Origin of the sequence: Shewanella decolorationis, assembly GCF_004354305.1 — a bacterium.
GTDB lineage: Bacteria > Pseudomonadota > Gammaproteobacteria > Enterobacterales > Shewanellaceae > Shewanella > Shewanella decolorationis.
The window spans coordinates 516782-543378 of record NZ_CP037898.1 but is presented as its reverse complement, the minus strand read 5'-3'; the positions used below and the strand labels follow the sequence as shown (position 1 = coordinate 543378).

21 protein-coding genes and 1 riboswitch are annotated in these 26597 nt (G+C 45.9%); of the genes, 8 read left to right on the top strand and 13 right to left on the bottom strand.

Annotation, left to right across the window (positions count from 1 at the left end; all coding sequences use genetic code 11):
- Window positions 1–178: 178 nt before the first annotated feature.
- Complete coding sequence (locus EYR25_RS02345) at window positions 179–727, top strand: DUF2799 domain-containing protein (protein ID WP_133178420.1); 549 nt, start codon at window positions 179–181, stop codon at window positions 725–727.
- 34 nt (window positions 728–761) lie between these two features.
- Here the strand turns inward: EYR25_RS02345 and EYR25_RS02340 are convergent, their stop codons facing one another.
- The gene (locus EYR25_RS02340; RefSeq protein WP_133178418.1) at window positions 762–1532 is read right to left on the bottom strand and encodes a phosphatase PAP2 family protein; all 771 of its coding nucleotides are present in this window, start codon (window positions 1530–1532) and stop codon (window positions 762–764) included.
- A gap of 203 nt (window positions 1533–1735) precedes the next feature.
- Here EYR25_RS02340 and EYR25_RS02335 point away from each other — a divergent pair, with 203 nt between their 5' ends.
- A complete protein-coding gene (locus EYR25_RS02335) occupies window positions 1736–3700 on the top strand; it encodes a bifunctional diguanylate cyclase/phosphodiesterase (protein ID WP_133178415.1) in 1965 nt (654 codons plus the stop codon).
- Window positions 3701–3894: 194 nt separating this feature from the next.
- Here EYR25_RS02335 and nrfA read toward each other — a convergent pair whose 3' ends face one another.
- A complete protein-coding gene (nrfA, locus tag EYR25_RS02330) occupies window positions 3895–5298 on the bottom strand; it encodes an ammonia-forming nitrite reductase cytochrome c552 subunit (protein WP_133178413.1) in 1404 nt (467 codons plus the stop codon).
- 243 nt (window positions 5299–5541) lie between these two features.
- Between nrfA and narQ the strand changes: the two genes are divergently transcribed.
- Together narQ and EYR25_RS02320 are read left to right on the top strand one after the other, a co-directional pair.
- Entirely contained in the window at window positions 5542–7338 is a 1797-nt protein-coding gene (gene narQ, locus EYR25_RS02325) for a nitrate/nitrite two-component system sensor histidine kinase NarQ (RefSeq protein ID WP_133178411.1), read from the top strand.
- Window positions 7331–7960, top strand: a complete 630-nt coding sequence (locus EYR25_RS02320; RefSeq protein WP_133178409.1) for a response regulator — start codon at window positions 7331–7333, stop codon at window positions 7958–7960. Before narQ ends, EYR25_RS02320 begins: the two co-directional genes overlap by 8 nt.
- An 86-nt stretch (window positions 7961–8046) precedes the next feature.
- Here the strand turns inward: EYR25_RS02320 and EYR25_RS02315 are convergent, their stop codons facing one another.
- Window positions 8047–8421, bottom strand: coding sequence for a YacL family protein (locus tag EYR25_RS02315; RefSeq protein ID WP_023268695.1), 375 nt, complete (start codon window positions 8419–8421; stop codon window positions 8047–8049).
- Window positions 8422–8601: 180 nt separating this feature from the next.
- On the opposite strand from EYR25_RS02315, the gene EYR25_RS02310 reads away from it, so the two are divergent.
- Window positions 8602–9567 carry a zinc transporter ZntB gene (locus tag EYR25_RS02310; protein ID WP_133178407.1) on the top strand — a complete coding sequence of 322 codons (966 nt, stop codon included), beginning with the start codon at window positions 8602–8604 and terminating at the stop codon, window positions 9565–9567.
- 54 nt (window positions 9568–9621) lie between these two features.
- Here the strand turns inward: EYR25_RS02310 and EYR25_RS02305 are convergent, their stop codons facing one another.
- From EYR25_RS02305 to EYR25_RS02295, 3 genes are all read right to left on the bottom strand, one after another.
- Window positions 9622–10737, bottom strand: a complete 1116-nt coding sequence (locus EYR25_RS02305) for a succinylglutamate desuccinylase/aspartoacylase family protein (protein WP_133178404.1) — start codon at window positions 10735–10737, stop codon at window positions 9622–9624.
- A 1-nt stretch (window position 10738) separates the two neighbouring features.
- On the bottom strand, window positions 10739–12094 hold the full coding sequence (lysC, locus tag EYR25_RS02300) for a lysine-sensitive aspartokinase 3 (protein WP_133178402.1): 1356 nt from the start codon (window positions 12092–12094) through the stop codon (window positions 10739–10741).
- 143 nt (window positions 12095–12237) lie between these two features.
- Window positions 12238–12412, bottom strand: a riboswitch (Lysine riboswitch).
- Window positions 12413–12648: 236 nt separating this feature from the next.
- A complete protein-coding gene (locus tag EYR25_RS02295) occupies window positions 12649–13083 on the bottom strand; it encodes a DUF3293 domain-containing protein (RefSeq protein ID WP_023268699.1) in 435 nt (144 codons plus the stop codon).
- A gap of 586 nt (window positions 13084–13669) precedes the next feature.
- Here EYR25_RS02295 and arcA point away from each other — a divergent pair.
- On the top strand, window positions 13670–14386 hold the full coding sequence (gene arcA / locus EYR25_RS02290; protein WP_007644695.1) for a two-component system response regulator ArcA: 717 nt from the start codon (window positions 13670–13672) through the stop codon (window positions 14384–14386).
- Between the two features lie 339 nt (window positions 14387–14725).
- Here the strand turns inward: arcA and EYR25_RS02285 are convergent, their stop codons facing one another.
- Window positions 14726–17017 carry a S9 family peptidase gene (locus EYR25_RS02285; RefSeq protein ID WP_133178400.1) on the bottom strand — a complete coding sequence of 764 codons (2292 nt, stop codon included), beginning with the start codon at window positions 17015–17017 and terminating at the stop codon, window positions 14726–14728.
- Window positions 17018–17315: 298 nt separating this feature from the next.
- On the opposite strand from EYR25_RS02285, the gene EYR25_RS02280 reads away from it, so the two are divergent.
- Entirely contained in the window at window positions 17316–18308 is a 993-nt protein-coding gene (locus EYR25_RS02280; RefSeq protein ID WP_133178399.1) for a class 1 fructose-bisphosphatase, read from the top strand.
- Window positions 18309–18848: 540 nt separating this feature from the next.
- Here EYR25_RS02280 and EYR25_RS02270 read toward each other — a convergent pair.
- The 3 genes from EYR25_RS02270 to EYR25_RS02260 form a co-directional block, all read right to left on the bottom strand.
- The gene (locus EYR25_RS02270) at window positions 18849–19928 is read right to left on the bottom strand and encodes a Kiwa anti-phage protein KwaB-like domain-containing protein (RefSeq protein WP_099457460.1); all 1080 of its coding nucleotides are present in this window, start codon (window positions 19926–19928) and stop codon (window positions 18849–18851) included.
- On the bottom strand, window positions 19921–20520 hold the full coding sequence (locus EYR25_RS02265) for a hypothetical protein (protein ID WP_133178398.1): 600 nt from the start codon (window positions 20518–20520) through the stop codon (window positions 19921–19923). The genes EYR25_RS02270 and EYR25_RS02265 overlap by 8 nt, the downstream gene beginning before the upstream one ends.
- 619 nt (window positions 20521–21139) lie before the next feature.
- Window positions 21140–21709, bottom strand: coding sequence for a DUF7010 family protein (locus tag EYR25_RS02260; RefSeq protein ID WP_133178396.1), 570 nt, complete (start codon window positions 21707–21709; stop codon window positions 21140–21142).
- A 626-nt stretch (window positions 21710–22335) separates the two neighbouring features.
- Between EYR25_RS02260 and EYR25_RS02255 the strand changes: the two genes are divergently transcribed.
- Window positions 22336–22824 carry a TIGR00645 family protein gene (locus tag EYR25_RS02255; protein WP_133178394.1) on the top strand — a complete coding sequence of 163 codons (489 nt, stop codon included), beginning with the start codon at window positions 22336–22338 and terminating at the stop codon, window positions 22822–22824.
- A gap of 45 nt (window positions 22825–22869) precedes the next feature.
- Here the strand turns inward: EYR25_RS02255 and EYR25_RS02250 are convergent, their stop codons facing one another.
- The 3 genes from EYR25_RS02250 to EYR25_RS02240 all read right to left on the bottom strand — a co-directional run bounded on the left by EYR25_RS02250 (window position 22870) and on the right by EYR25_RS02240 (window position 26591).
- Window positions 22870–24120, bottom strand: coding sequence for a dicarboxylate/amino acid:cation symporter (locus EYR25_RS02250; RefSeq protein ID WP_133178392.1), 1251 nt, complete (start codon window positions 24118–24120; stop codon window positions 22870–22872).
- A gap of 390 nt (window positions 24121–24510) precedes the next feature.
- A complete protein-coding gene (locus EYR25_RS02245) occupies window positions 24511–25383 on the bottom strand; it encodes a DUF7281 domain-containing protein (protein ID WP_133178390.1) in 873 nt (290 codons plus the stop codon).
- Window positions 25371–26591: a hypothetical protein gene (locus EYR25_RS02240; RefSeq protein WP_023268711.1), complete on the bottom strand. Its 1221-nt coding sequence runs from the start codon at window positions 26589–26591 to the stop codon at window positions 25371–25373. Before EYR25_RS02240 ends, EYR25_RS02245 begins: the two co-directional genes overlap by 13 nt.
- Between the last annotated feature and the right edge of the window lie 6 nt (window positions 26592–26597).

The window sequence follows — 26597 nt, the reverse complement described above, 5'->3', positions numbered from 1 at the left end:
AAAACTAACATTAACTCAATGCGTTAGCATCATGATATCAAGCAAGTTGTGACTCAGATAGAAAAGCCAGCCCGCGTATTGTGCAAGATAACCGTATTGCTGGCGAAATATAGCACTAGCTCTCCTATGCCCTAAGCTTTATGCTGAGGCCACTTTGACGACAGTTTTAGAAAATCACATGCGTTATCTTAATTTTGCTTTGGCACTTACCGCGCTCTCTCTTACCCAATGTACTAGCCTCTCACTCGAAGAATGTCGTGATAACGACTGGTATGCCACGGGTTTAGCCGACGGTAATAGAGGCGTAACGGCAACTCAACTCAATCAATATCAGCAGGACTGCCGGGAGTTTAACCTAAGAGTCGATGCGGCACAGTGGCAGCAGGGATATCAGCAAGGGCTCATCAGCTACTGTTTGCCCGAAAATGGCTACCGTGTAGGCTTAGCGGGTGAAAGTTACTATGGCGTTTGTAGCAACAATCAGTTTGTTGAGCGTTATAACCAAGGACATGAGCAATATCTGGTGAATAAGCGTCTGGCTGAAATTGCCGATCGCTTAAATGCCATCGATAGCGAGATTAGTAGCATCAACAACAAGCTAAACAATCTCACCGATAAAGCAGAGCTACTGAAGCAAAAGAACATCTTATTGAACGAGAAAAACCATCTCCTCGACGAAAGACTACGCCTTCGCCGAGGTGATATCCGCTTTGAGTTTCGCTTCTAAGCGTTCGTGTCAGAATGGCTTAAGGGATAAGCCATCACTTAGAGATGGCTTCTTTGGTATTGATAATACTGATTTTGTTGGCGACTTTAATCTTGTTAACCTTGGGCACACGCAGGAAGAAGCCATAGTAGAGCATACTGGCGGATGTCCAAGCAATCGCCAAACTCCATAGATCATGGCTCAAGAAGTGAGCGCCGCGAAGCTCCTGCGCAAAACCAAATACCGCGCCCAAGGTTATACCAAAGATAAGCCCTGCGTAGGCATATTTTGGGCGATACTCTTTCAACCAATAATAACTAGCAATCCAAGCAAAGCCGCCGCTAGAATGCCCGCCAGGGAAACACTGACCAAACTCGGCGCCCTCCGGCAAACGAGCAAATAGGGATGAGTGCATCATACGACCACCAAACTCAATCACATCCCATGGACAGGTCATATGAGTCAAGCTTTTGCCAATTCGAACTAACACAACACTCGCTAGTACACTGCAAAACAGATAAATAAAGCCTTTACGATATGGACGCAGTTTATCGAGACGAAAACTTAAGCCAATACCGCTTACAACAACCACCGCGAGCAAAATAACCAGATTACGTCCAGTGACATGCAGCAGATCCTCTGTCAACCAATGGCCACGCAAAGGCCAAGAATCGACACCACCCTGCCAGTGAAATAAAAAGTTAGCGAAACGCATGTCGGCATGGGTTAGTTCGAGCCAAAAAATAATCACCGCAAACACTAACCAAGGTACCAGCAAATGTCCCTTTGCAAAGCTTAAAAATGTCGTCCTAACATTGCTTTTCATATTGTGATGCACTTAGTTGTCCACTACTCAGCTATACCCGCCCTTAGAATACAGGCTAATTCTTATCAAAAACTTAAGAAATCCATGGGAATATACAACATATATTTTACATTTCAAAACGATTCAGGCTGTGATTAACACCCCACATAGAGATAAAAAGACTATAGTCAATAAATAGTATCGAGCTTTATGGATGAACCGCTATGCCCTACCACTTCGCACTCCAACAGGATCAAAAAGAGCGGTTGTACGCCGACTTAGGTATTGATGCAAACAAGATAATGGTGCCGCCAAACATGCTTGAAAATTGGCAACAAACCTTAGATTTAATATCGGAGATCGTTGATACCCCAGCCGTACTCATTATGCGGGTTCATCCTACGGAAATTGAAGTTTTTGCCTCAAGCCATAGCCAAGGAAACCCCTACAAACCTCAAGATAGAGAACATTTGGGGCATGGGCTTTACTGCGAAACCGTGATGAAAGAGTGCCGGGAGCTCCATATTCCTAACGCATTAAAGGATGCAAATTGGGATAAAAATCCCGATATAAAACTGGGGATGATAGCCTACTGCGGTCTGCCACTGCATTGGCCCGATAACACGACTTTCGGCACTATTTGTATGCTAGACAATAAAGAACGCAACTACAGCCAACAGTTCCGCAGTCTGCTGGCAAGGTTTCAGAATGCTATCGAAACTAATCTAATTACTTTATACCAACAGGCAAAATTACAGCTACATAACCAGCAACTCGAAGTAAAAGTGCAACAACGAACCTACGAATTAGCTGAATTGAGTGCCAAATTAATTCGCGAAATCGAAACCCGCACCAACACTGAAAGCTCACTTGAGTATCATAAGAGCTACGATCCGCTGACGGGATTACCTAACAGACCCAATTTGATTAATACTCTGGCGAACATGCTAGAAGACATTAATCGCAAGCAAAAAATATCTGTCTTTTATGTTGGCTTACGGAATTTTAAATCCATCAACGACAGCTACGGCTATTTAATTGGTGACAAAATTCTCGCAACCTTAGGTCAGCGCTTACAACATAGCACCTCAAATGACACCTTTATTGCCCGTATTGCTGGAGCAGAATTTGTTTTAGTGCAAGCCAATAATTCCTCTCATACAGAGACGCATAAGTTTATCGAGCAAATCATTAATTGCTGCCACTCCCCATTTGGGATTGCAAATCTTATCATAAGCTTACATTGCTCAATTGGTATTGCCCAAGCACCTAACGATGGAATTGATGCCGCCCAACTTCTACAAAAAGCGGGAGCGGCCATGACAATCAGCAAAGCTGAAGGACTCAGTTACAGTTTTTTTGATCAACAAACACAAAGCATACTTAATGAGCGCTACCAAATTGAATCCTACTTAGTCGATGCGCTTAAAAAGCATGAACTCAGCCTCCACTACCAACCGATTATCGAACTCAACACACGCCAAGTTATAGGTGCAGAAGCCCTATTACGCTGGTATAACCCAGTGCTAGGTCAAGTGGCACCAGATCAATTTATTGCATTAGCCGAACGTAATGGCCAAATCATTGAAATTGGCAACTATGTTCTGCACTCAGCCCTAAAGCAAACTGCTTATTGGTGCCAGATATTGCAACGAGACTTTAAAATCGCCATTAATATCTCTCCAGTGCAAATGCGTAATCCTCGCTTTGGTGAACATATCGCCGAGCTTTTGACCCTATATCAATTACCCGCAACCGCTCTTGAGCTAGAGATTACAGAGGGAATGCTGCTACAGGATGAGCACATAGCCCATCATGCGATTTCGCAACTACAGGAACTGGGGGTTCATATTTCACTCGATGACTTCGGTACCGGTTACTCTTCACTGAGTTATCTGCAAAAGTATTCCTTCGATACTTTGAAAATCGATCGCTGTTTTATCAGCAAACTCGAACATAGCGAGCAAGCACGAGAGCTCACTAAAGCTATGATTGCGATAGGGAAAAAACTTAAACTAAAAGTCATTGCAGAAGGCGTTGAAAATACCTTTCAGGACACATTTATTTGCAATGAGGACTGTAATTACGGACAAGGCTATCTCTATGGCAAACCCGTTACGCCAGAACAGTTTGAACATGACTTTATTCGACGTCAGTCAACGCCATTTTATAAAACTGAGCCAAATTAATAGCCGTTATACGCACGAGTACAGTAATAATACCAATCACATTAAACATCCAATTAATTCAAAGCATTAGCCTTGCATAAAGCCCGTTAACTCCCGCTGAATGAACAAATATTTAATACGATTGGTATAAAAAGCCCCCGTAACCTGAGTTACGGGGGCTTTGCTCTGAGGGGTTAGCTCATATTCAAGAATATTTACTTGTAAGTTGCTTCGCGTTTTTTCGCTTCTTCATCCCACTTAGGTAACACGTCTTTCTTGAATGCTTCTTTCTCTGCATTCATCTTGTCCATGTCCATACCCAGTGCAGCTTGAGCCTTAGCTTTGGTAGAGATATCAGGAATAGCAACCGCGTCAGTCACGCCTTTCTTCGCCAGTAATTGGGCTAATTTCACACGGGCATCGGCCGCTTTATCAACCGCAGTACCTAGGATACGCAGTGCTTCTTCAGGCGCGTGAGCCGCAACACCATGGGAAGCAATCGCGAAGTCCCAACGCCATTGAGCGTGGCGGATGTCAGTCAGAATTGGCTTCATTTCGGCTTCAGTTGCACCCACTTCCCACGCTTTAGCCGCTTCGAAGTGTGCTTTCACTAATTGACCTTCAGCGCGAGCTTTTAACTCTTTCACTTTGGCATAACGCTCTTTAGTGATGCCTTGTAAGAACTCTTTGCTTTGGCTATGGCAAGTTGCACAGGTTTCTTCAAAGCGATCGAATGGATTACCCACTTTATGATCTGTGTACTTACGGCCTTTGTCGTTAGTCACTTTAGGCATGTGGCAGTCAACACAGCTCACATCGTTCTTACCGTGTACACCCAGTTTCCAAGTTTCATAACCAGGGTGTTGCGCCTTCAGCATTGGCGTTTTAGACAGCGCATGAGTCCAGTCAGAGAACTCGATAGCATCGTAGTAAGCTTCCATTTGTTCAACAGTAGTACCTGAATCCCAAGGGAATTTTACGAAGTTCTTTCTATCTTCTTTCTTCTCGAAATAGTATTCAACGTGGCACTGACCGCAAACCATAGATTGCTTGTCTTTCTTCGAAGCTTTGTCGAATGGTGTGCCGATAGTTTCCATTGCGCGCTCAGCGAATGGACGTGAAATGCGTAGTTTTGGGGTGCCTTTTTCGTGGCAGTCGCTACAACCGATAGTGTTGACGACTTCTGGACCACCTTTAGCCCACTTACCTTTGAAGTAACCGTCTTCACCTTGTTCTTCGATCAGGCGTGGTACGTCAGGGCTCTTACAGCTCCAACAGGCCATTGGCATTGGGCCGTCTTCAGCACTAGTTGGTGCGCCAGTACGCAGCGTGTCGCGTACGTCAGTCACGGCATACATATGGCCGCGAGGTGCGTTGTAGTCTTTAGCAAAACCATAACCAGCCCACAGGATCACTAAGCTTGGATCACCCGCTAATGCGTCAGTGATCTCTTCGCTTTTTGCGGTGTCATGCCAGCTATTATATTGATTAGCAAACTTATCTTTATAAACTTCATTGCGAGGCTCGGTCTTATCGCTCGCCATCGCACCCGCCGCCATGAAGCTGGCGGCAACCAATGCACTCAGTGCAAAGGACTTACCTGTCATCTTCTTCATCATCTCATCTCCGTGTTGCATTATTTTAGTGAGTCACGACATCTCCAAGGTCAAAGTTAGTAGCTAAATACCGCCAAAAATATACCTCTTAGGGGGTATCTGGAACGAAGTTTGCGCTAGATCAAAATGTAATAGTGTTGTTGTTCACATTTTTATGCTTTTGTTAATGTAATACATTATTTTCTAATGTAAAAAACACGGCTAAAGTACCATTAACTCAGTGGTTGTAATCTAGGTAGTGGACATATGAAACGAGGCAGTCTTACCTCAAAAATTCTCGGCTTAATGTTAGTTTTGATTTTGCTTTCAAGCAGCTTAGCTATCTTCGCAATCATCAATTTGTCTTACAGTTTAGGCGATGCAAAGGCCATCAACGCCTCGGGTTCCCTGCGGATGCAAAGTTACCGGCTGATGTTTTATGCCAATTCGGGCAGTGACGCCGCCCAAGAGAAGATTGCCGAGTTTGAAAACACCTTGCACTCCGAAGCCTTGCAACCTTCCACGGGTTGGCTTAGCCCGAAAAAGATCGCCGATCAGTATCAACTCGTCATCGATAAATGGCTGGTGATGAAGTACTACATTGAGCAGGAAAACTCCCGCGATTACGCCGCCTCGCTTAAAGACTTTGTCGATACCATTGATTTGTTGGTGTTAGAAATGGAGCACCATGCCGCCTTTAAGCTGCGCCTGCTTGCCGCGAGTCAGATTTTTGGGCTTGGGTTGATGCTCGCCATCGCCTTTTTAGCGGTACGTTTTACCAAGCGAAAAGTCGTTGTCCCCTTACAGCAGTTAATGGAATCGGCCAACACCATTTCGAAGGGTAACTTTGAGATAGAAATGCCCGAGACCGAATATATTGAGCTCACCGCCCTGACCCATGCGCTGCAAAAAACCGCCCGCGAGTTAGCAACCCTGTATGGCAACTTAGAATCCCAAGTGGCCGAAAAGACCCTAGCACTCACCAGAGCAAACAATGAGCTCGCGTTTTTATACGATAACCTATTGACACTAAATGCGAATAAACTCGACTACAAGGCACTTAGAGCGGCGTTAAATCAATTAAAAGATTATGAGTCTATCGACTATTTAAGGCTGATTATTCAGTACCCAGAGCAAGAGTTAGAAGTGGTTGAAGCCGATGGTGGTTGGCCGGAAGATACTCAAAACAGCACCCGCTTTCCGCTGCAATTTGAGCAGGCCGACTTAGGTTACTTAGAGCTTATCTCAGCGCAGGATACGAATACGCCGCTGTTTAAAAACTTCGCCATCATGCTCACTCGCTCCATCGTTATCCATAATGCCACCGAGCAACGCCAACAACTGGCCTTGATGGAAGAGCGCGGAGTGATTGCTAGGGAATTGCATGACTCCCTCGGCCAAGTGCTGTCCTTCCTCAAAATTCAAATTAGTTTACTGCGCAAAAACTTAGATCATAGTTGCCGCAGCCCTGCGATCGAGGGGCAACTGACGGAGATCAACGAAGGCGTCAGTACAGCCTATGTACAGCTCAGGGAGTTATTATCCACCTTCAGATTAACCATCAAAGAACCGAACCTGAAGAACGCGATGGAGGCTATGCTAGAGCAACTTAGGGCCAATACCGAGATCAAAATTCATCTCGATTATAAACTCTCACCCCAGTGGCTCGAGGCAAAGCAACATATCCATATTCTGCAAATTACCCGCGAGGCCACACTCAACGCGATAAAACATGCCAATGCCAGCCAAATCAATATTCGCTGTTATAAAGACGATAATGGCATGGTCAATATCAGTGTGAGCGATAACGGTGTTGGCATTGGCCACATTAAAGAGCGGGATCAACACTTCGGCATAGGCATTATGCATGAGCGTGCCAGTAAGTTAGGCGGCACTGTTGTATTTAGCAGCAATGATGCGCAGACTAGTAGCGCTAAAATGACCCAACAGCAAGAGCAAACACCTTCCGATGCGCTCTTAGCATCGACTCACAAATCCAATTTGTCACAGGGAACCAAAGTTACTTTAATCTTCCCTTCCCAACAGGAGCCTACACATGGGTAAGCCTTATTCAATCCTAGTGGTCGATGACCACCCCCTCCTACGAAAAGGGATCTGCCAGCTGATCGCCTCCGATCCGGACTTTAGTCTCTTTGGCGAAGTCGGCGGTGGCTTAGACGCCTTAAGCGCCGTCGCCACCGATGAACCCGATATTGTACTGCTCGATCTGAATATGAAGGGGATGACTGGGCTAGATACCCTCAACGCCATGCGCCAAGAGGGTGTAACCTCAAGAATTGTGATCCTCACCGTTTCGGATGCCAAACAAGATGTTATTCGACTACTGCGCGCCGGTGCCGATGGATATTTGCTGAAAGATACCGAGCCGGATTTGCTGCTCGATAAGCTTAAAAATGCCATGTTAGGCCATAGAGTGATCAGTAAAGAAGTTGAAGAATATCTGTACGAGCTTAAAAATGCCGCCGATGAGCAGGAATGGATTTCAAGCCTCACGCCAAGGGAGCTACAGATACTGCAACAACTTGCAGAAGGGTTAAGCAACCGGATGATTTCAGAGCACTTACATATCAGTGAAGGCACGGTAAAAGTGCATGTTAAAAACCTGCTGCGTAAGGCCAATGCCAAGTCGAGAACCGAAATGGCGGTAAGGTATCTGAACAACTGATACAGAAACCTCCTGATACCAAGCGAAGATAAAAATAAAGGCAATCAATCGATTGCCTTTATTAACTACCGAAATTGAAAGCAGAGCTACCGCCCCGTTTGCACAAATTGATACCAACTTAACAGGGCTTCCTCTAAATCCTCTAAGCCACAATAGGCTTCCGATTCCGCATCGTAGAGGGACATCGATTCCTCGAGTTCAAACTCTTGCTCAAATCCTAAAGCATTGGCATAAATGCGCGCCTGTTCTTCATCCAGATCCAGGGTGAGATCGCCGCCGATTAACCGCCAAGAATCACGCTTACCTGCTTGAATTTCTTTGATAATATCGAGCACCTGTTGAATTTTGGCTAACTCTGGCCCCAACTCCTCAGTAAACCATTGGCCCAGCACTTCATGGTCCATACTAAAGCTGGCTAAATAAGTGCCCGTCAAACTGTTACGCCGAAATTCATATTCCATTTTATCTTCTCAATGCATTACAACTATGGCTAATTTTAATCTATTTCATCGTAACTTGCTTGGCCAGCAATTTAGCCCCACCAAGGGCTGCGATTGTCAGCACAATCGTCGCCTAGACTTCATTTTTACAACGAAATCAGTTAGCTTGAAGCCATGATTTAGCAAGAGATGGAATGCGTAATGCACGATGGATTTATCTACAGCTTAGTGCTTAGCGGCGCGCGCGCGGGGTCAACCTTAACCCCAGAAGAACTTGAAACCTGGGATCCTAAAGATGGACTGATCTGGATACACCTTCGTTATCGCCACAAAAAAGCCCGCCACTGGGTGCTAAACAGCGGATTGAATAAAGTCGAAACCGATGCACTGCTCGCCCAGGATACTCGCCCGCGGGCCGTACTGGCTGGCGAAGGCGTCTTGCTGGCCCTGCGCGGGGTAAACTTAAACCCCAATTCAGCGCCAGAAGACATGGTCGCAGTGCGTATTTACGCGGATAAACAACGAATTATCTCAACCTGCGATCGCGAGCTGCTCTCAGTCAAAGATGTTGCCGAACTCATTATGGAAGGCGCAGGCCCCACCACCACGGGAGACTTTATCGTCGCCGTATGTGAAAGGCTCACCACCCGCAAAGTGGATTTTATCGACACACTCGAAGAACAACTGTCTGACTTAGAAGAACAAGTTGTTTCAGGTAATGTGAAAGATTTACGCACAGATATCGCCGAGCTACGCAGGCAAACCGTGGCGCTGCGCCGCTATTTAGGGCCACAAAAAGAAGCATTCGCTAAGATGCTGTCCGATCAGTTTGTGCTATTTAACGAGCCAGAAAGACTCAAGATGCGCGAAACCACGGACAAACTTATTCGCACTATTGAAGACTTAGACGCCCTGCGTGATAGGGCCAATGTGACCCAAGAAGAGTTACTCAGCCAGCAATCGGAGCAGCTAAACAAGCGCTTGTATTTCTTATCCTTAGTCTCGGCCATTTTCTTGCCGCTGGGCTTTTTAACCGGCTTGCTTGGGGTGAATATTGGTGGCATTCCCGGTGCGGATAATACCTGGGCCTTTGCGACCTTCTGCGGCATTCTTATCTCGCTGGTCGCCCTGCAAATGGCGCTCTTCTATCGCTTTAAGTGGTTGTAGACTGTAATAAAAAACGCCAATCTCATGATTGGCGTTTTGTTTTACCTATTGCCGTTACTGTGGCAACTCAAACAGATTCGTCATAACTTTATAAAGCTCAGTACCTTGATGCACTGACGCCGAGGCAAAATGGAGTATGGGCACGCAATCCTGCGGCAAACTGAGCGCCGTGAGCTCCCGCTCACTGCCATATAAGTCAAGGCGCAGCAGATTAACTAAGGTCTCACCCGCCGCCAGTGGCTCTCCCACGGGCGCCACATATTCCACTAATCCTGCCATGGGCGCATGATACTTTTTGTAATCCTTAAGATAACAGCCAAAACGCGGCATCTTTGCGGGCGCGACTCGCTCGGCGATCACCCCTCGATGACTCAAATAGGCCAAAATGCCTTTGGCATCGACTAAAGCATCCTCAAGGCAAATGCGTTCTTGGCTCGCCAGTTCCAAGGTAAAAGCAGAAACGGCAATCTCGAGATCCCTACCCTGCGCTTTCGCCACTTCACTCAATTGCCACCAAGGGCAAAATGCCGCTTCATCCATAGCCCCGCCAAAACTATTGGGGATCACTAAGGTATAAGGAATCGAGAAAAACTGCGCCGCTGCAAGGTCATATTCTGGGCAATACAAATGTTTACAGGATTTAGGCCCGGTATGCAGATCCAATACTATATCCGCCTCGTGTGCCATGGCCTGCAGATTAACCGCTAATCTGTGACCCGTCGTCACGCCCCACTCGTTGCGTAAACGCTGCTGACACGCCTCGACTAAGGTGCTGCGGTAAGCTTGGATAAGTGCGCTATCGCTAAGCTCGGCATGCTCACGGTACCAAGCGGGCAAATCAATCGAGTGATTTAAGTACTCGCGGTTCCAGTTTGCCCCTGTGATAGGGTCAAAACGCCCCAGTGTAAACTCGCCACTCTTTTGATTAATTCCCAGCGGATTCGCTAAGGGCACTAAGGTAATTTCCCCTAAGATATCGCAGTGTTCGAGCTGCTTCATCAATTGATAAATCACCGCATTACCTTGCACCTCTGCGCCGTGGACGTTGGCCTGAATATACACTTTAGGGCCAGCGACATGACCACTTGGCTTAAAGTGGTAAATCGGCAGGGTGAGTGCTTGCCCTGCGGCAAGCTCCCCAATGGTTAAAGACGATGCAATCGGTTGCATATTACACGCCTTCGAACAGATTTTCGTGCAACGCTTTAACCACTTGCGCCGCTTCAGATTCGGCTACCAATACGCACAAGTTATGTGGGCTGGCACCTTGGCAGATCATGCGCACATTATGGGGCTCAAGCACTTCAAACACCCGGCGGCAAATGCCCGCAGTCGTAGCGATGCGATTACCGATAATCGCCACCAGTGCTAAACCATCTTCAACACGCACACGGCAATGCTGTGATAATTCCTGCAACAGCGCTTCGCTCAACAGCCCTTGGCCGCTAGAATCAGAGCCGGTTTTATCTAGGGTGAGCGATACGTTAACTTCGGAAGTGGTGATCAAGTCCACACTGATCTTATGTCTTGCCAGTGTGGCAAAGGTTTCCGCCAAGAAGCCCTGTGCATGCAGCATTTGCAGGCTGTGTAAATTGAGTAGCGTTTGGTCGCGGCGCAGCGCAACCGCGCGAAACACGGGCGCATCTTCAACCTGATGACGGATCCACGTGCCGCCCTTTTCAGGCTCCTTACTTGAGCCGACAAACACTTGAATTTGTTGGCGCACCGCAGGAAGAATCGTCGCAGGATGCAGCACTTTAGCACCAAAAGTCGCCATTTCGGCGGCTTCGTTAAAACTGATTTCGGCTATAGGATGGGCGTTTGGCGCAAGGCGCGGATCGGTCGTGTAAATCCCGGCCACATCGGTCCAAATCTCAACCGCAGAGGCTTTTAAGGCTTCGGCTAACAGTGCCGCAGAATAGTCACTACCGCCACGGCCAAGCGTAGTGGTTTGTCCGGCTTCATCTGAACCAATAAAACCTTGAGTCACAATCACTTGTTCAGATAACAACGGCAGTAAATGCTCACGTGAGAGAGAGGCAATTTGCTCAACCTGTGGCTCGGCGCGGCCAAAATGGCTGTCGGTTCGCAGCACACGGCGCACATCAAAGGCACTCGAGTTAGCGCCTTTTTCCCGCAATACCGCCGCAAATAATGCCGACGAACACTGCTCGCCAAGGGACAATAACTCATCCATGGTGGCCTTGCTGCGCTGGGATGCTAGCGCTTCGCTCAATACCGCCATACGGCTTAATAGCTTATCCAATGCCGCGGCTACATCGTTGGGACGACCCAGTTTATCTAAAATTGCGTATTGAATTTGCGCGATTTGCTTTAAGCGCTGTAAACGACCATCGTCGTTCATCGACTCTTGGGTGAGCTCAACCAAAAGGTTAGTCACGCCACTGGAGGCACTAACCACCACTAAACGGCAATCGGGATTGCCCAGTACGATATCGGCGCAGCGATTCATTGCACCGTAATCGGCGACAGAGGTACCACCAAATTTTGCGACAACAAGAGACATTATCGTACCTCCGCAGAAGCAGAAGACACGGCACAAACAAGGATAAGATATTGATTAACTAACATGATTACGCTCCGAACTAACTTCGTTCGAAGAGCCTGGTGCTCAATGATACGCACCCCAATAGAAGGGAAACAGCAATCGTCACCAGAAGCTCTCCACCAATTACAGGTGACAATCGTTAGGATTCAGCCTAAGCGACCGACATAAACATGCAGCAACCACATCTATGCCTCGGCGTTAATCTCCCTCATCAATCATCGCTGGAGTTTGTGCTCCTCTGACTGACTACCTAGTTAACGCTCCTCTTCTGTTCCTTTCCGCCGGAAAGGGACGAAAAAAGTAGCAATAAACCCCTAATGAAGTCAATGCTAATTTCACACACTATATACAAATTCAATAAACGCTTTTAAAAACAATGGGAATTTAAGATGAGTAGTTAAAGCAGACAAGTCAGAAGCTGTAGCACTGAGATGGCGTAAATAACAAAATAACCAACTTAGCCTTACCCTGAGGCAAAGCTTAGTTGGAGAGTCGAAACCGCGCTGACGAGATTAAGTCGTTAAATCGGGCAGTTCGTAAACTAAGCGAACATAGTCGTTAAATCTGCCTAAACACACCTCGGTATGTCCGGTTAAGGTGCAAGGCACTAAACTCACCTCGCCCTTTTCAACCATGTAGATGGCATATTGATTAAACTTTTTCCCTAGCTGCAGCGCCATATTTCTATCCACAAACACCGCCCAGCTCTTTTCCATATGGGATAAATCTGGCGATGCGCCCACCATTGCACGATAGGGGCTACCGATTAATTCAATATCACGGAGGAGTTGGCGGTCGAGTAAACGGTTTTGGCTGGGACTAAGGAGGGTTGAAGCGGGATTATGGGCGGTTATTACGGCAAAGGAGAAATCACAGGATAATGCTTGAGTAAGCAAAAACAACGGCGATTGATAATGCTGCCACAAATCTTGAGTCATGTTGTCCATTGGTAGTCTAGTCGAAAAATGAACCCGCGCTAGTGTAGCAGAGCGCCTCAAAAATCCAAAGAGGCGTGAACTGGCTCACAAGAATTAGAAATACATTAGTTATACTAATCAATGACTAAAGTAAATATCATGGTAAATCAGGCCCTCAACGAGAAATTTGTTAACATTTCATTTGTTAACAAATGCCTAAAACGAGTACAATGTCGCCATTGGCTAGTTAAGCAGATAACATTAAGTTTGCTTAATCTTGACAAGGGTTTGTTAGATTCATCTGCGAAATCACCTTAAGCTAGCCAGACATCTTTTAAAATGTGTTCTACATTTGAGTTAGCATTTAAACATTTTAAAAAAAACAATAGTTAAGGAACTATTTATAACTATTGCTTATCGAAGTTGATACTAGTTACGTTTTAACGTATTACACTTTAAACGTGCACTTTATATACATCCTGACGTGTCGCCGTAAAGATCTTTCCTTTGAAGCACAGAGCAGTTAGAGGAAGTATCAACATTTTATGAATATAAGGATCCGATGTAAGTGGTTCTTATGGTTAGAATAAAATTGGTTAAAATTTAGGTAATTAATATGCAAAATCCGCACATTCTGATCGTTGAAGATGAAGCCGTTACCCGTAACACGCTGAGAAGTATTTTCGAGGCAGAAGGGTATGTGGTCACTGAGGCCAATGATGGCGCAGAAATGCATAAGGCTATGCAGGAAAACAAAATTAACCTAGTGGTTATGGACATTAACCTACCAGGTAAAAACGGTCTGTTGTTGGCACGTGAATTACGTGAAATCAACAACATCGGTCTGATCTTCCTGACAGGCCGTGACAACGAAGTCGACAAAATCCTTGGACTTGAAATTGGCGCGGACGATTATATTACCAAGCCGTTCAACCCACGTGAATTGACGATTCGTGCTCGCAACCTTCTGACTCGTGTGAATAGCGCTGGTAACGAAGTCGAAGAAAAGAGCTCTGTCGAGTACTACCGTTTCAACGATTGGAGCCTAGAGATCAATAGCCGTTCTCTGGTGAGCCCACAGGGTGAATCTTACAAACTGCCACGTAGCGAATTCCGCGCTATGCTGCACTTTGTTGAAAACCCAGGCAAAATCTTAACTCGTGCCGATCTACTGATGAAGATGACTGGCCGAGAGTTAAAGCCACACGACCGTACTGTTGACGTGACTATCCGTCGTATCCGTAAGCACTTCGAAAGCTTGCCAGATACGCCAGAAATCATCGCGACTATCCACGGTGAAGGCTACCGTTTCTGCGGTAACTTAGAAGACTAATCTTCTAAATCCGTTTGAATAATAAAAAACCAGATCCTCGGATCTGGTTTTTTTATCTCTGCAATATGGCAAACCCTCTGCCCCGCTTTATCACCCCCGCAAAACTTGAATCGCCAAGCTTAAATAGCCATCGCAGACTTTAAGCGCACCGATTGGAATGGAGCACTTACTCACGACCAAGCGCTATCCACAGCGTTAACTCAGGTGCTCGCTAAGGTGGTAGCTAAGGTATTAGCCAAATACCGCGTAAAAAAAGAGTGAGGTGTTAGCCTCACTCTTGGATAACTGCATGCGCTAGTTTAACTGCATACGCTTGGTTAAACAGCGTTCTACTGTGAGTTATTTGCCGTTTTTAAGCTGTCTATCGAGGAAATCCGCCAGCGAGCGATATAAGTGATTACGCACTTTTTCACCGCGCATCGAATGCTTAGAGCCGGGATAATCAATCATCTGGAACAGTTTGCCTTCGTCCTGCAACGCCTTATACACGCGAGTACTGTTTTCAAACAACACGTTATCGTCGGCCATGCCGTGGTACATCAATAGCCCCGACTGGTAGTTTTTCACATAGGGGAACACGCTACTGGCTTCGTAACCCTGTTCATTATTCGCGGGATGGGCGAGATAACGTTCGGTGTAGTGAGTGTCGTACAAGCGCCAATCAGTGACGGGTGCGCCCGAAATCGCCGCCTTAAAGTAATCCGGCGCCTTAAATAGGCTCATCAAGGCCATATAACCGCCGTAACTGTGACCATAAATCGCCACATTATTGCTATCAACAAAGGGCAAGCTGCGCAGATAATCGACGCCAACCTTTTGGTCGTTCACTTCCGCTTCGCCCAAGTGACGGTAAATCACTTGCTCAAACTTAGTGCCTCTGTGGGCACTGCCGCGGTTATCCAGTTGAAATACCACATAACCTTGCTGCACTAAGTATTGGGTAAAGTAATCCTGCTCACTCCAACTATTAGTCACCAATTGCGCATGTGGGCCGCCATATACGCGCACCACTACGGGGTACTTTTTGCTCGCATCGAAGGGCACGGGTTTAAAGAGGCGCGTTTGCAGGACTTGTCCGTCTTCCGCTTTTAGCTCTTTAAACTCAGGTAGTTGCCACAAGCCTGCATAGTCATACAGAGGATGACCCGCTTTGACTTGGTTTTGCTCGACCCACGCCAAGTGTTGGCCCTTATCGCCGTGCAAACTGATCTGTGGTGGCTGAGATAAGCTATTGAAATAATCCAGATACACGCTTTGGCTATCGGCAAATACCGGATTGTGCATCCCCGCCTCGCTGCTCACGCGCTCAACCTTGCCACCCGCTAACGGTACACGGTAGAGGTGTTTTTCGATTGGGGTATCTTTACGGCCAGTGAAATACACCCAACCTGCGGTTTCATCGATATATTCCAGCTCATCGACCGCCCAATTGCCCTTGGTCAGTTGCGTCTTCAGCTTACCTTTTAGGTCAAACAAATACAGATGATTAAAGCCGTCACGCTCCGAGGCCCAAATAAAGGCCGATTGTTGCTTTAAGAAGTGCAGGTCATTGTTAAGATTCACCCAAGCATCGCTACGCTCTTTAACTAAGGTTTTCGGCTTGGTCAGCGCATCGAGCGCCACCAGTTGCAGGTCTAATTTTTGTTGATCGCGGCTCTGCCACTGGAAGGATAAATGCTTGCTATCGGGCAACCAATCGACGCGAGGCAGGTAAATATCCTTATTTTTATCCTCACTTAAGGTGACCCAATTGATGGTTTTGTTGCTTAACGTCACCACGCCCAGTTGGATCTCGACATTGTTTTTACCCGCCGCCGGATAACGCTGCTCGGTAAGCTTAATGCCATCGGCGTAGATTTCATTGCGGGTGACTAACTCAACGCCAGACTCATCGATACGGGTAAAGGCGATGGCCGACTCATCGGGAGCCCACCAGTAACCCGTCATGCGAGCCATTTCTTCCTGGGCGACAAATTCTGCCATGGCATTTTTAATCGCGCCGCCACCATCTGTGGTCATGGCCTCAAGCTTTTTAGTCGCCAGATCTAACACATATAGATTTTGATCACGCACGAAAGATACAAAATTGCCCTTGGGCGATAGGCGAGCATCGGTGGCAAAGCCTTCGCCTATCGGCAGTTGGCTAACGCTGTTATCCGCTAAGGAAAAGTAATACAGATTACCCGAGGCAGGGATCAACAGCGCCTTGCTATCGTCGGCCCAGAAATATTCCATAATGCCTTCGCCATAAATACGTTGACGCTCGCGGCGGGCCTTTTCTTCATCGGACAGTTCATTGCTCGCCAGCTTATCGGCATTTAGCAATAGGCTAGATTCGCCCGTTTTCACGTCCATCTGCCAGAGATCGTAAAAGTTCTGGTTGTCTTTACGCCCCGCAAGGTAAGTCACCCTCTGGCCATCGGGGGATAACTTTAATCCACGGGGACTCGTGCCCGCCAAGGCAGGCGACGCATTCATGCGCTCGATAGTCAGCGGGGTTGTGCCACCCTCAAGCGCATAGGCGGGGGTCAATATCGCGCTAGAAACCATGGCCAGTTGACTCGCTATCAGTAGGGATGAGGCGCCCAATGTCACCGAGCGCAGGGAAGAAGCTAACCCATTTTTAGTCATTATTATTCCTTGGAAGCATATTCGCCTTTAGGTGGCGATTAAAAAACTGCCGCCATTGTGCCAGAGGCCAAGCCTAAATAAAAAGCGCAGGCAATATACAGATACAAATTAGCAAGCAAACTTCTTAAGTTAGCTCAATTTTCAAGATAACCAACATCGCCTTGCGATAACAGATAACGGTAACAACCTAAATTGCGTAAAACCCACAGCAACATCGCTGAAATTGTCGACTAACTGAGTTATTATTCGCGGCAAATAATGAAATTGACCTCAATGTTGAACCCCTAAAGGACCTAACATGCAGACTCTTGCCCAGCACTTAACCTCAAAGGCAGTGAACGAATCCCTCTCGCAACTGATTTTGACCTTAGCCGACACCTCCAAAGCCATCAGCCATGCCGTACGCCACGGTGCCTTAGCCGGTGTGTTAGGCGCGACCGAACAGGAAAACGTGCAAGGTGAAACCCAGAAAAAACTGGATATCATCACCAACGATATGCTCAAAGATGCATTAAAAGCCGACGGAACAGTGCGCGGCTTAGCCTCTGAGGAAGAAGATCATGTGGTTGAAGTCAGCGCCAATGGTCAATATCTGGTGTGTTTCGACCCTCTAGATGGTTCATCGAATATCGATATCAACTCGCTGGTCGGCACAATTTTCTCTGTTTTACCTGCACCACAGGGTGAGTTAACCGAAGCGAGCTTCCTGCAATCGGGTCGCAATCAGTTAGCCGCAGGTTATGTGCTCTACGGCCCATCAACCATGCTCGCCCTCACCACAGGCCAAGGCGTGCAACTCTTTACCCTGCACCCAGAAACTAACGAATTTTTACTGACCAACGCGGCCATGAGCATCAGCCCTGACACCCAAGAATTCGCCATCAACATGTCGAACCAACGTTTTTGGGAAGCGCCAATGCAGACCTATATCGCCGATTTACTGCTAGGCAAAATTGGCCCACGCGAAAAATCCTTCAACATGCGCTGGATTGCCGCCATGGTGGGTGACGTGCACCGCGTACTTTCTCGCGGCGGTATCTTTACTTACCCAACCGACAATAAAGATCCGAAAAAGCCATACAAGCTGCGTTTAATGTACGAAGCCAACCCAATGGCCCTTTTAGTCGAGCAAGCTGGCGGTAAAGCCTCTACGGGTTATGAAACCATTCTGGATATTCAACCAACGCAAATTCACCAACGCGTTGCGGTTATCCTAGGTAGCGCCAATGAAGTTGACGCTTGCCTAAGCTACCATGGTTTGGATTACAGCGAAGAACCTGATTTAGACTAAGCCGAATCGCTTAAGCTTTGATTTTTTTATGATAAAAGCCACTAACCACAGTGGCTTTTTTATTGTCGCAGAATGCGACATTTGAGTTTAGATGCGGCTTTACCGCCGGAGTCATTGCGGCCTAACGGCCGAGGTGAATCAAGATCGTGGGGCTTCACCCTCAATCAATTGTGATGATTTGTTTGGTGTATCACTAACAAAGTTATCGCTGTGAATCGCGATTAGAAATTGCGGCCTTACGGCCGAGATGAATCAAAGTCGTGGGTCTTCAACCCACACCCGACCAAGGAGGACTGCTCGTCCTATCCTCCTTGGATGCTCCAAGACGCCCCTAACGGAGTTGAAAACCCCTTGGGCATTAAGCGTTCTTATGCTATCGCGTCAGACGCTCGTCCCTGATTCGACTGACGCTATCTCGGCATCCATCCCTCGCTCACGCAACGAACGCAAATGCCCTGCGGCAACTCCGAGGGGAGGTGAACTCCTGTCGATGCTGTATGGACTGTAAATTCAGAAAGAATTACGCCTGTCCGAACTTTCCTACTTATCAACTAAACTGCCAGCATCTGTCTTGTAAATCTTCCCAGACGTTAGACCTTTTTTATAATAATCATTCATAATTTTTAAAAAGTCCCTTGCATCAGACTCTGCATTTTCAGAAGAAAACTTAATTTTTCCATTTTCGATTTCAAAAGGGTCTTTTTTCATCTGTTCTGTGCGAACACGGTTAACCTCTTCGATATGAATATCCTGATGATTATTCTTTTCAGTGATACTAATCAACTGTTTTCTAATTGATGGCTTATGGGTAATAAGATTGTCAAGAATACCCATACCATGCTCATCAATGACATTAGATGACTGAATTGTCTTCAATGTCTTTTTAGATACCTCAAGAAACTCCTCATCCATACCAAGGATACTTTCAAACGATTTTTTATGAAAAACATAAAATCTATCTTTTATGCATACACAATCAATTTTATCATCAAAATTAATTAAGTTTCCATCAAAAGCCTTCAACTCTTTATGATTAATATCAAAAAGTGCCGAAACCCTATCTCTAATACTTTGATCGCTTGTAATTAATTTTCCATCAGCAATCTTTCTGAATGAGTAAAAAATCTCACTATTATTTATATTTTCCACACGTAAACAATATGCCCATAATTTAGGCCCAGCAGTCGAACTAGTGCTACTTTTTAGATCTGTAAGACTTTTAACTATTGAATACTTAGTATCATCTTCAATTTTATTGGTTACCACATCCGAAAATGATAAAGCATTATTTAACGCATAAGAGTAAATTTTATCCCCAGAGTCATCATCAATAACCCTATACTCACTAATTTCAACTTCATCCTTTGCAGAATGTTTCTCAATCTGAGTAGCAAGCAACCCCCTGAAGTGTCCAATCAATTCATCAGTCAAAGATGCTTTTACTAAGTTGAAGTTGTATTTATCCATCACTGGATCATTGGGTTTCACCCCTGCTTTTAGTTCACGCATTACAAAGAACAATGACAATTTGAGTGATTTACCCTTGTCATTTAGCAATTCAGTGTACTCAAGTAACTCTTCAGGCTTTAATACATCTAACGTTGCGATCCCACTATCCATTTGCTACCTCAACATAAAATAAGTTCTTATCTAAATCCAACATATTCAAACAAACATTTATATTCAAATCACTAGAAGAAGTTATGATCATCCCTTTTCTTGCAACTCCATTATTTTCATAAGAAACTTGGTAAATACTATATTTAAAAAAGCCCAGCACCGGATTAACAATTAACATATTAGAATTAACATAAATACGATAAGTAATAATCAAAAACGTAGATAAAATAACTACATTATCAGTTTTAGACATATCAGAGAATGAAAGTAAAGCAAGATATGTAAACAAATACAAAATCACATCACTATTTTTATTTTCAATTTCTATAATCCTACCTGTGAACCCATCCTTAAAAACTCGCCTTTTCATATTATTAATAGTTAAGAACAACCCTAAAACACCAACCAAACTCACCAGCAACAAAACCGATGAAAATATTTGAGGCAACAAAAAAGACCCGCATAGTTCCGGATGTGAAATATTTATATTACCTCTATAAAACTGCAAAAAAACAAGCAATAAAAATAGAGGTAAGAATGAAACAACAAACAATGAAAACTTAGCTCCAATGTTTAGTTTTGTTGAATTCATAATCTTCCCCATTATAAATATCCATTTTCGCATTATACAGCATTCAATGATTTTAAAAAGAGAATAAACCACCTGATATTATTAGAAATTTATAACCTCTAAAGAAAATCTCACTCCACTCGTCACAGGCAATACAGGTAAGATTTTTTGAGTCGAAACCTACCAATGAAAGATAGAACTGGGGTAACTCTTTTGAGATGAACAGCCGATACATTAGCAACAGAAGTTCACCTTCCCCTGCGAAGTTGCTGAAGGGCGTTCAAGAAAATCGCGTGACGCAGACAGGACGTCTGCGTAGCTTTCGGGGGGAAGGGACGCCCCATCGGAAGCGTTAGTGATTTTCGAATAAGCACGAAGCCACTAACCAATGCATTTAACTTCGCTAGGGGCGGCAAGGGAGATCCAAGAGGGAATTGCTGTTGATCCCCTCTTGGTCGGGTGTGGGGTGAAGCCCCACGACTTTGATTTACCTCGGCCGAAAGGCCGCAATCATTCACATACCCACAGCGATAACTTTGCCAATTCAAACGCTAAACAAACCAGCATTATTATCCGGTGTGGGGTGAAGCCCCACGACTTTGACTTACCTCGGCCGTAAGGCCGCAAAACTGACTAACAACTAATTTGCAACACAAAGATTTTGCTGAATCTTCCAACGACGTTCCATGAGTGGAATCGAAAACCCATAACATACCACCACAATCAAAGGTTGAAGCTGAAAACTCAACTCAGGCCATAACATAAAGGCTGCCACGCAAGCCACAGTGCGCACAATCGCATGCACAATCGCCACCTTTTGCGCCGCTAACACGCCGAAAACCAACCACATTAATCCTGTTTGTACTGCAAGGGCGAAGGGCAAGGCTAAATAGTTTTCCATAAAAAATGGAATACTGATGCTAAAAGTTAAAAAACTCATCCCCATGGCAGCCAAAAACACAGTCTCAAACCAATTACGATCAGCGCTTTTCTTGAAGGAGATATTCTCACCTGTGAGACGCGAGACTCCCATAGCAAGGTAGACAATAGAACCCGTGCCGATAAATGTTGCCATCACCATTTGCGATGCTGGCAAAATAAAACTCAAGATAAACAATAGCGTCCATACAATCATGCCTGATACAGGCATAGCTAAAGCACGTTTTTGGCGATATTCGATAAGTTGTTGATCCAGTGATTGATGTTGCATGATTAAGCCTCCTTGTTGGTATGGCTTAAGTATCCCTGCATCCGCTAAATCACGGCAGTGTGAGTTGTCAGCAATTACGGATGACAAATGTCATTCAAAAAACAGGAGAGGGGAAAGATGGGCAGGCATAACTCTTTAGGACTAACAGCTAACACCAAGGCAAAAGAAGTTCACCATCCCCTACGAAGTTGCCGCAGGGCATTTACGTTCGTTGCGTGAGCGAGGTATCAAAAAAACAGCACAAGTATAACTTTTCACTCAATGGTTACACCAAAACTGGCATTGTTGCACCGGTGACCTTCTAAAACAGGATGTTTTAGTAGAGCTTACAGGGACGTATTTACAGCGAGTCACTGGTGTAACAGTGCGAAAGCCTGCGGCAGGCAATGAGTTAATGCTTTAGCCAGAAGCCGCAAGGGATAAAATGGGATAGTTAACCCCACTAACCTAACTCACCTTGGCTGTAAGACTACAAAAACCAAATCAGCTAAGCCCGCAACTTGGGCTTAGCTGCATATACCTCACGCCTTTGCGATTGGCCGATAGCGCAGCGTTAACCCAGTATGTTATTGTTTTGGCTTCATTGATTTGATTTTTACGCTTTAACCACTAAGGGTTTACTCCATATGGAACAAATATTTGAAAAGCTCATGTATGCATCACGCTGGATTATGGCGCCCATCTACTTGGGGCTCAGCCTAGTGCTATTGGGCTTAGGCATTAAATTCTTCCAAGAAATCTTCCATATTCTGCCGATCATTTTTGAAATGAGTGAAGTGGATTTAGTGCTGGTCAGCCTGTCCTTAATTGATATCACCCTTGTTGGTGGTTTGATTGTGATGGTGATGTTTTCTGGCTATGAGAATTTTGTCTCGCAGCTCGATGTGGGCGAAGACAGTGAGAAGCTCAGCTGGTTGGGTAAATTAGATTCAGGCTCACTCAAAAACAAAGTGGCTGCCTCGATTGTGGCGATTTCGTCTATCCACCTGCTAAAAATCTTTATGGATGTGAAGAATATCGATAACGACAAAATCATGTGGTACTTGCTGATCCATATTACCTTTGTGTTATCTGCCTTTGCTATGGGCTACTTGGATAAGCTGACACGCAAATAATCAATAAAAAAGCCACTGTAATCAGTGGCTTTTTTATTCTGTTGCTTAAGACTCGCTATCAACCAACTCGACTTGATGGGCCTTTTCGGTTTGATCGACAATGGTCAATACCGCGGTATCACCAACTACGTTGCAGGAGGTCAGCACCATGTCGATGATGCGGTCCAGTGCGGCCACAATTGCAAAGGCTTCAATCGGCAGACCCATTTGATGGATTAACACCCCAATCATCACCATGCCGCCACCAGGCACACCACCCGCGCCAACAGATAACAAAAAGATACTAAACAGTAGCGATGGCAGTTGCTCGCTGGTGATTGGCATTCCGAAGGCATTGGCAACAAAGAAAATCGCAATCGTGATATAAATCGCCACGCCGCCCATATTCATGGTCGCTCCGAGCGGCACACCAAAACCTGCCACGGCACGATTCACCCCAAGCTTTTCCGTTAGGGTGCGCATGGTTACAGGAATGGTGGCATTAGAGCTGGCGGTAGACAGGGAAAACAGTACTTGCTCTTGGGTTTTCTCGCGAAAGCGCTTGGCCGAAATCGGTGTGAACATACCGACCGCAAGCGGATAGACAACAAAAATCCACAGTAATAACAGCGCCAGAATGATCACGACATATTCGAGCACACTGATAAATACCGCCGCATATAAGGTGGCGCCTAACTTAAACATCAGCGCAAACACCCCATAAGGCGCAAGGCTCATCACCACAGAAATCAGTTTCATCATGATTTTATTGGCGGTTTGAAAACCTTGTACCGCGCCAGCCACATGCTCGCCGAGGGATTTAATCACCCCGCCCAGCATCAGTGCCATAAAGATCACTTGCAGCATATTGCCCGACATAAAAGCCGCCACCGGGTTACGCGGCACTATATCAATTAGCAGCGCCATTAAGCTTGGGAGTTCAGTCGCGGTAATAGCAACCCCATCGGTGCTACTCATATCGACGCCTTTACCAGGGTCTAGCAGTAATACGACTAATAGGGCGGTAGAGATAGCGACCAGGGTATTAACGATGTAAAAGCCGAAGGTTTTGCCGCCAAGGCGGCCAAAGCTTTTTAAGTCCTGCAGCTCACATACGCCGCAAACGATACTGACAAATACCAGAGGCACGACCAACATCATGATCATATTGACGAACATGGTGCCGACGCCGCCAGCCAGTTCGACTAAATTGCCAGAAAAGAAGCCAATATCGTTTAGAAAATATTGCACTAAGGTGCCAAGAATAAGTCCCGCAAACAGACCGATAAAGATCCGTGTCGAAAGTGATTTAATCATGCTTGTGGTTTCCCCAAATAGCTCATCTTTTATTCTTCATCTTCCTTGATGAGCAAAATCGCCATTCCCTTTTCGCTTCAGGCGGGGATAGTGAAACATGCTGGCAGTAAATTCAATGAATAAATTTACTTATTTCATTTTCAATTAAGCCAAACCCATCACAAAAATTTTGTATTTAACTGATTTTTATCATAAATAAAATTATCGATTAATAATCACGCTATTAATACATAAGTTAAAAAATCAAAAATTAAACAGTATTTAAACCAAATAAACACAATTAATCGATTGATACCGAATAAGACTAGATTTAAAAACTGAATAAGTACTTTAAATGGTATTAAAAACTACAGATATCGAACTTAACAGAGAGATTGTGAAGGATAACGACTAACAATATGCCAGTAGCACTAGCTCGAGCCGATGCGCCAGCAGGTGCTGCTGTTTAATGCTAATACGTTGCTGAGTTAACCAAAGGCTTAATGGCCGCCAATTTTTTAAATCGGCTGACTGTAAATATTTAGCCTGAGGCGCTTGCTTGGCAAAGTCATCCGCGGAATTAATTTGTGGGATAGCGAGTAACTCGTTGGGCGCGAAAAGTGCTAACTGCGGCACGATACAATGGGTCATGCCCGTTAAGGTATGGGCAATTTGCAACCCTGCGGGGTCAAGATCGGTAAAGGCAATAATCGGCATTTTACCTACCATCGCCTGTAAAAACTGTCGCACACCAATGGGGGAATGGTGGCCGCTACCACGGTAAATCACCATAACGCGGCTAAGTTCGGCAGGTAGGCGCGCTTGAGTGATGGCATCGAATATATCTAGGTTTTCAACCACTAAGATGGCGTTAACATTAAACACATGGCAAAGCTGTTGCGCTTCATCTAAGGGAATACGTAACGAAGAACGCGCAGACATCCCCACGGGAGATGACTCAAACCCGAGATACTTCAACAAAACATACTCGGCTTCGGGGCGAATACTCGCCAGCTTTTCATTCTGGCTTTGGGCGGACATGGCAATACGGTCTAGATTAAAATCCAGCGCCTGTAAATCGACACCCTCTTTTGCCAACACGCCCTGGCGCAGCAACTCAAAATCCCGCGGCGCAAAACACAAATATTTTTCTGCACCATCCAGCTCGCCCACTTCTAACTCGCGGTAAATCGTTCGCCAATTCGGGGTGAGTTTCACCCTTGGAGAGCGGTTAAGATAAACGCCCTCCAAGAGTTGCAACTGCTGCCGACCTAGGCGAGCCATAATTCCACATCACGGATAATAAAGTTACCGCTGTAGATCGGATGGGGTTCGCCTAAGGGTTCTAACTCGAAATAGGCTTTATGCTCATCGGGTAAGCCGTCGTAGCCGCCAATCACTTGATAAATCCAGCTTTCAGCATCCCATGGCAGGGCTTTTTCGGCTAAGTAGTCGAGCGCCGACTGACGTAAGCCAGACTCAATCACATCAACAAAATAGGCATCTACGGCTTGCTTGAGTGGATTATCAGGAATATCAAAGTCTTCACTCTGAGTAAGCGACACGCTCACATCCTGCTCACGCACTGTTTCTATCACGCCCTGACGGCTAATCGCCTTGATATGGGCGACGATGTTCATCAGCTCAAACTCTTGGCTGGCGTTATGCACATCCACAGACGCTGGGGCCAACAGCACTTCGGCGCGATTGAAAAGGCTTGGGATTTCCTTGTGCGACACATGGTCTGCAGGGCGATAATCAGGATGCAAATCTGTGTACAGTAACCAGCCCTTAAGCAAGCGAGTACGACCACGAATTTGCCTAAAGCGGCCGAGAAGTTCCAGCAACCTACCCTGCACCACACTGAGTTCCTGGGCGCAGTCGCTCATGGTCTCCTGCAAGGTCGTGACCAGCAACTTACGCAACTCACGGATATCACCGGCGATTTCACCTAATTCGCTAAACTGGAACATCTCCAAACCATTGAGCAATTCAGACACTTGGCTCTGGGCGAGTTCGTTTTCACGGATCTTAGCGTTAATGGTGCCGACATAACCGAACTCGTTGTTGATCCGCCCCCACAACACGCGGATGGAGTAGCGCAAACTGTCGGCAAAGCTATACACATGCTCACTTAAATCAGACAGATACGCCTCGGCGGCGCTGTAGTCTGAGCTGTGGCGCGCCTCTTTATAGTGGTCGGCCAAGGTCTTAATGGTGGCGAGCGCCGAGCCGACGTTGGAGTCGATTTGGCGATTGCGCTCATCACTTAAGCCCTCTTCGAGCAAGGCACGCACCGAGCGTTTAAGGCGCAGCTCTTGGTCTGGCTCTGGGCGCCATAAAATCCCCGCCTGCTTGAGTTTTTCAACCACGGCGGGATCATGGCTCTCTTCCTTGAGCGAACCGGCCAGATAGGCATCCATAATGATGTCAGCATGGCGACCTAACTGTTTGAGCAGCTTCACCCCAGCCTGATGTAAGTTACTGCTCATCACGGC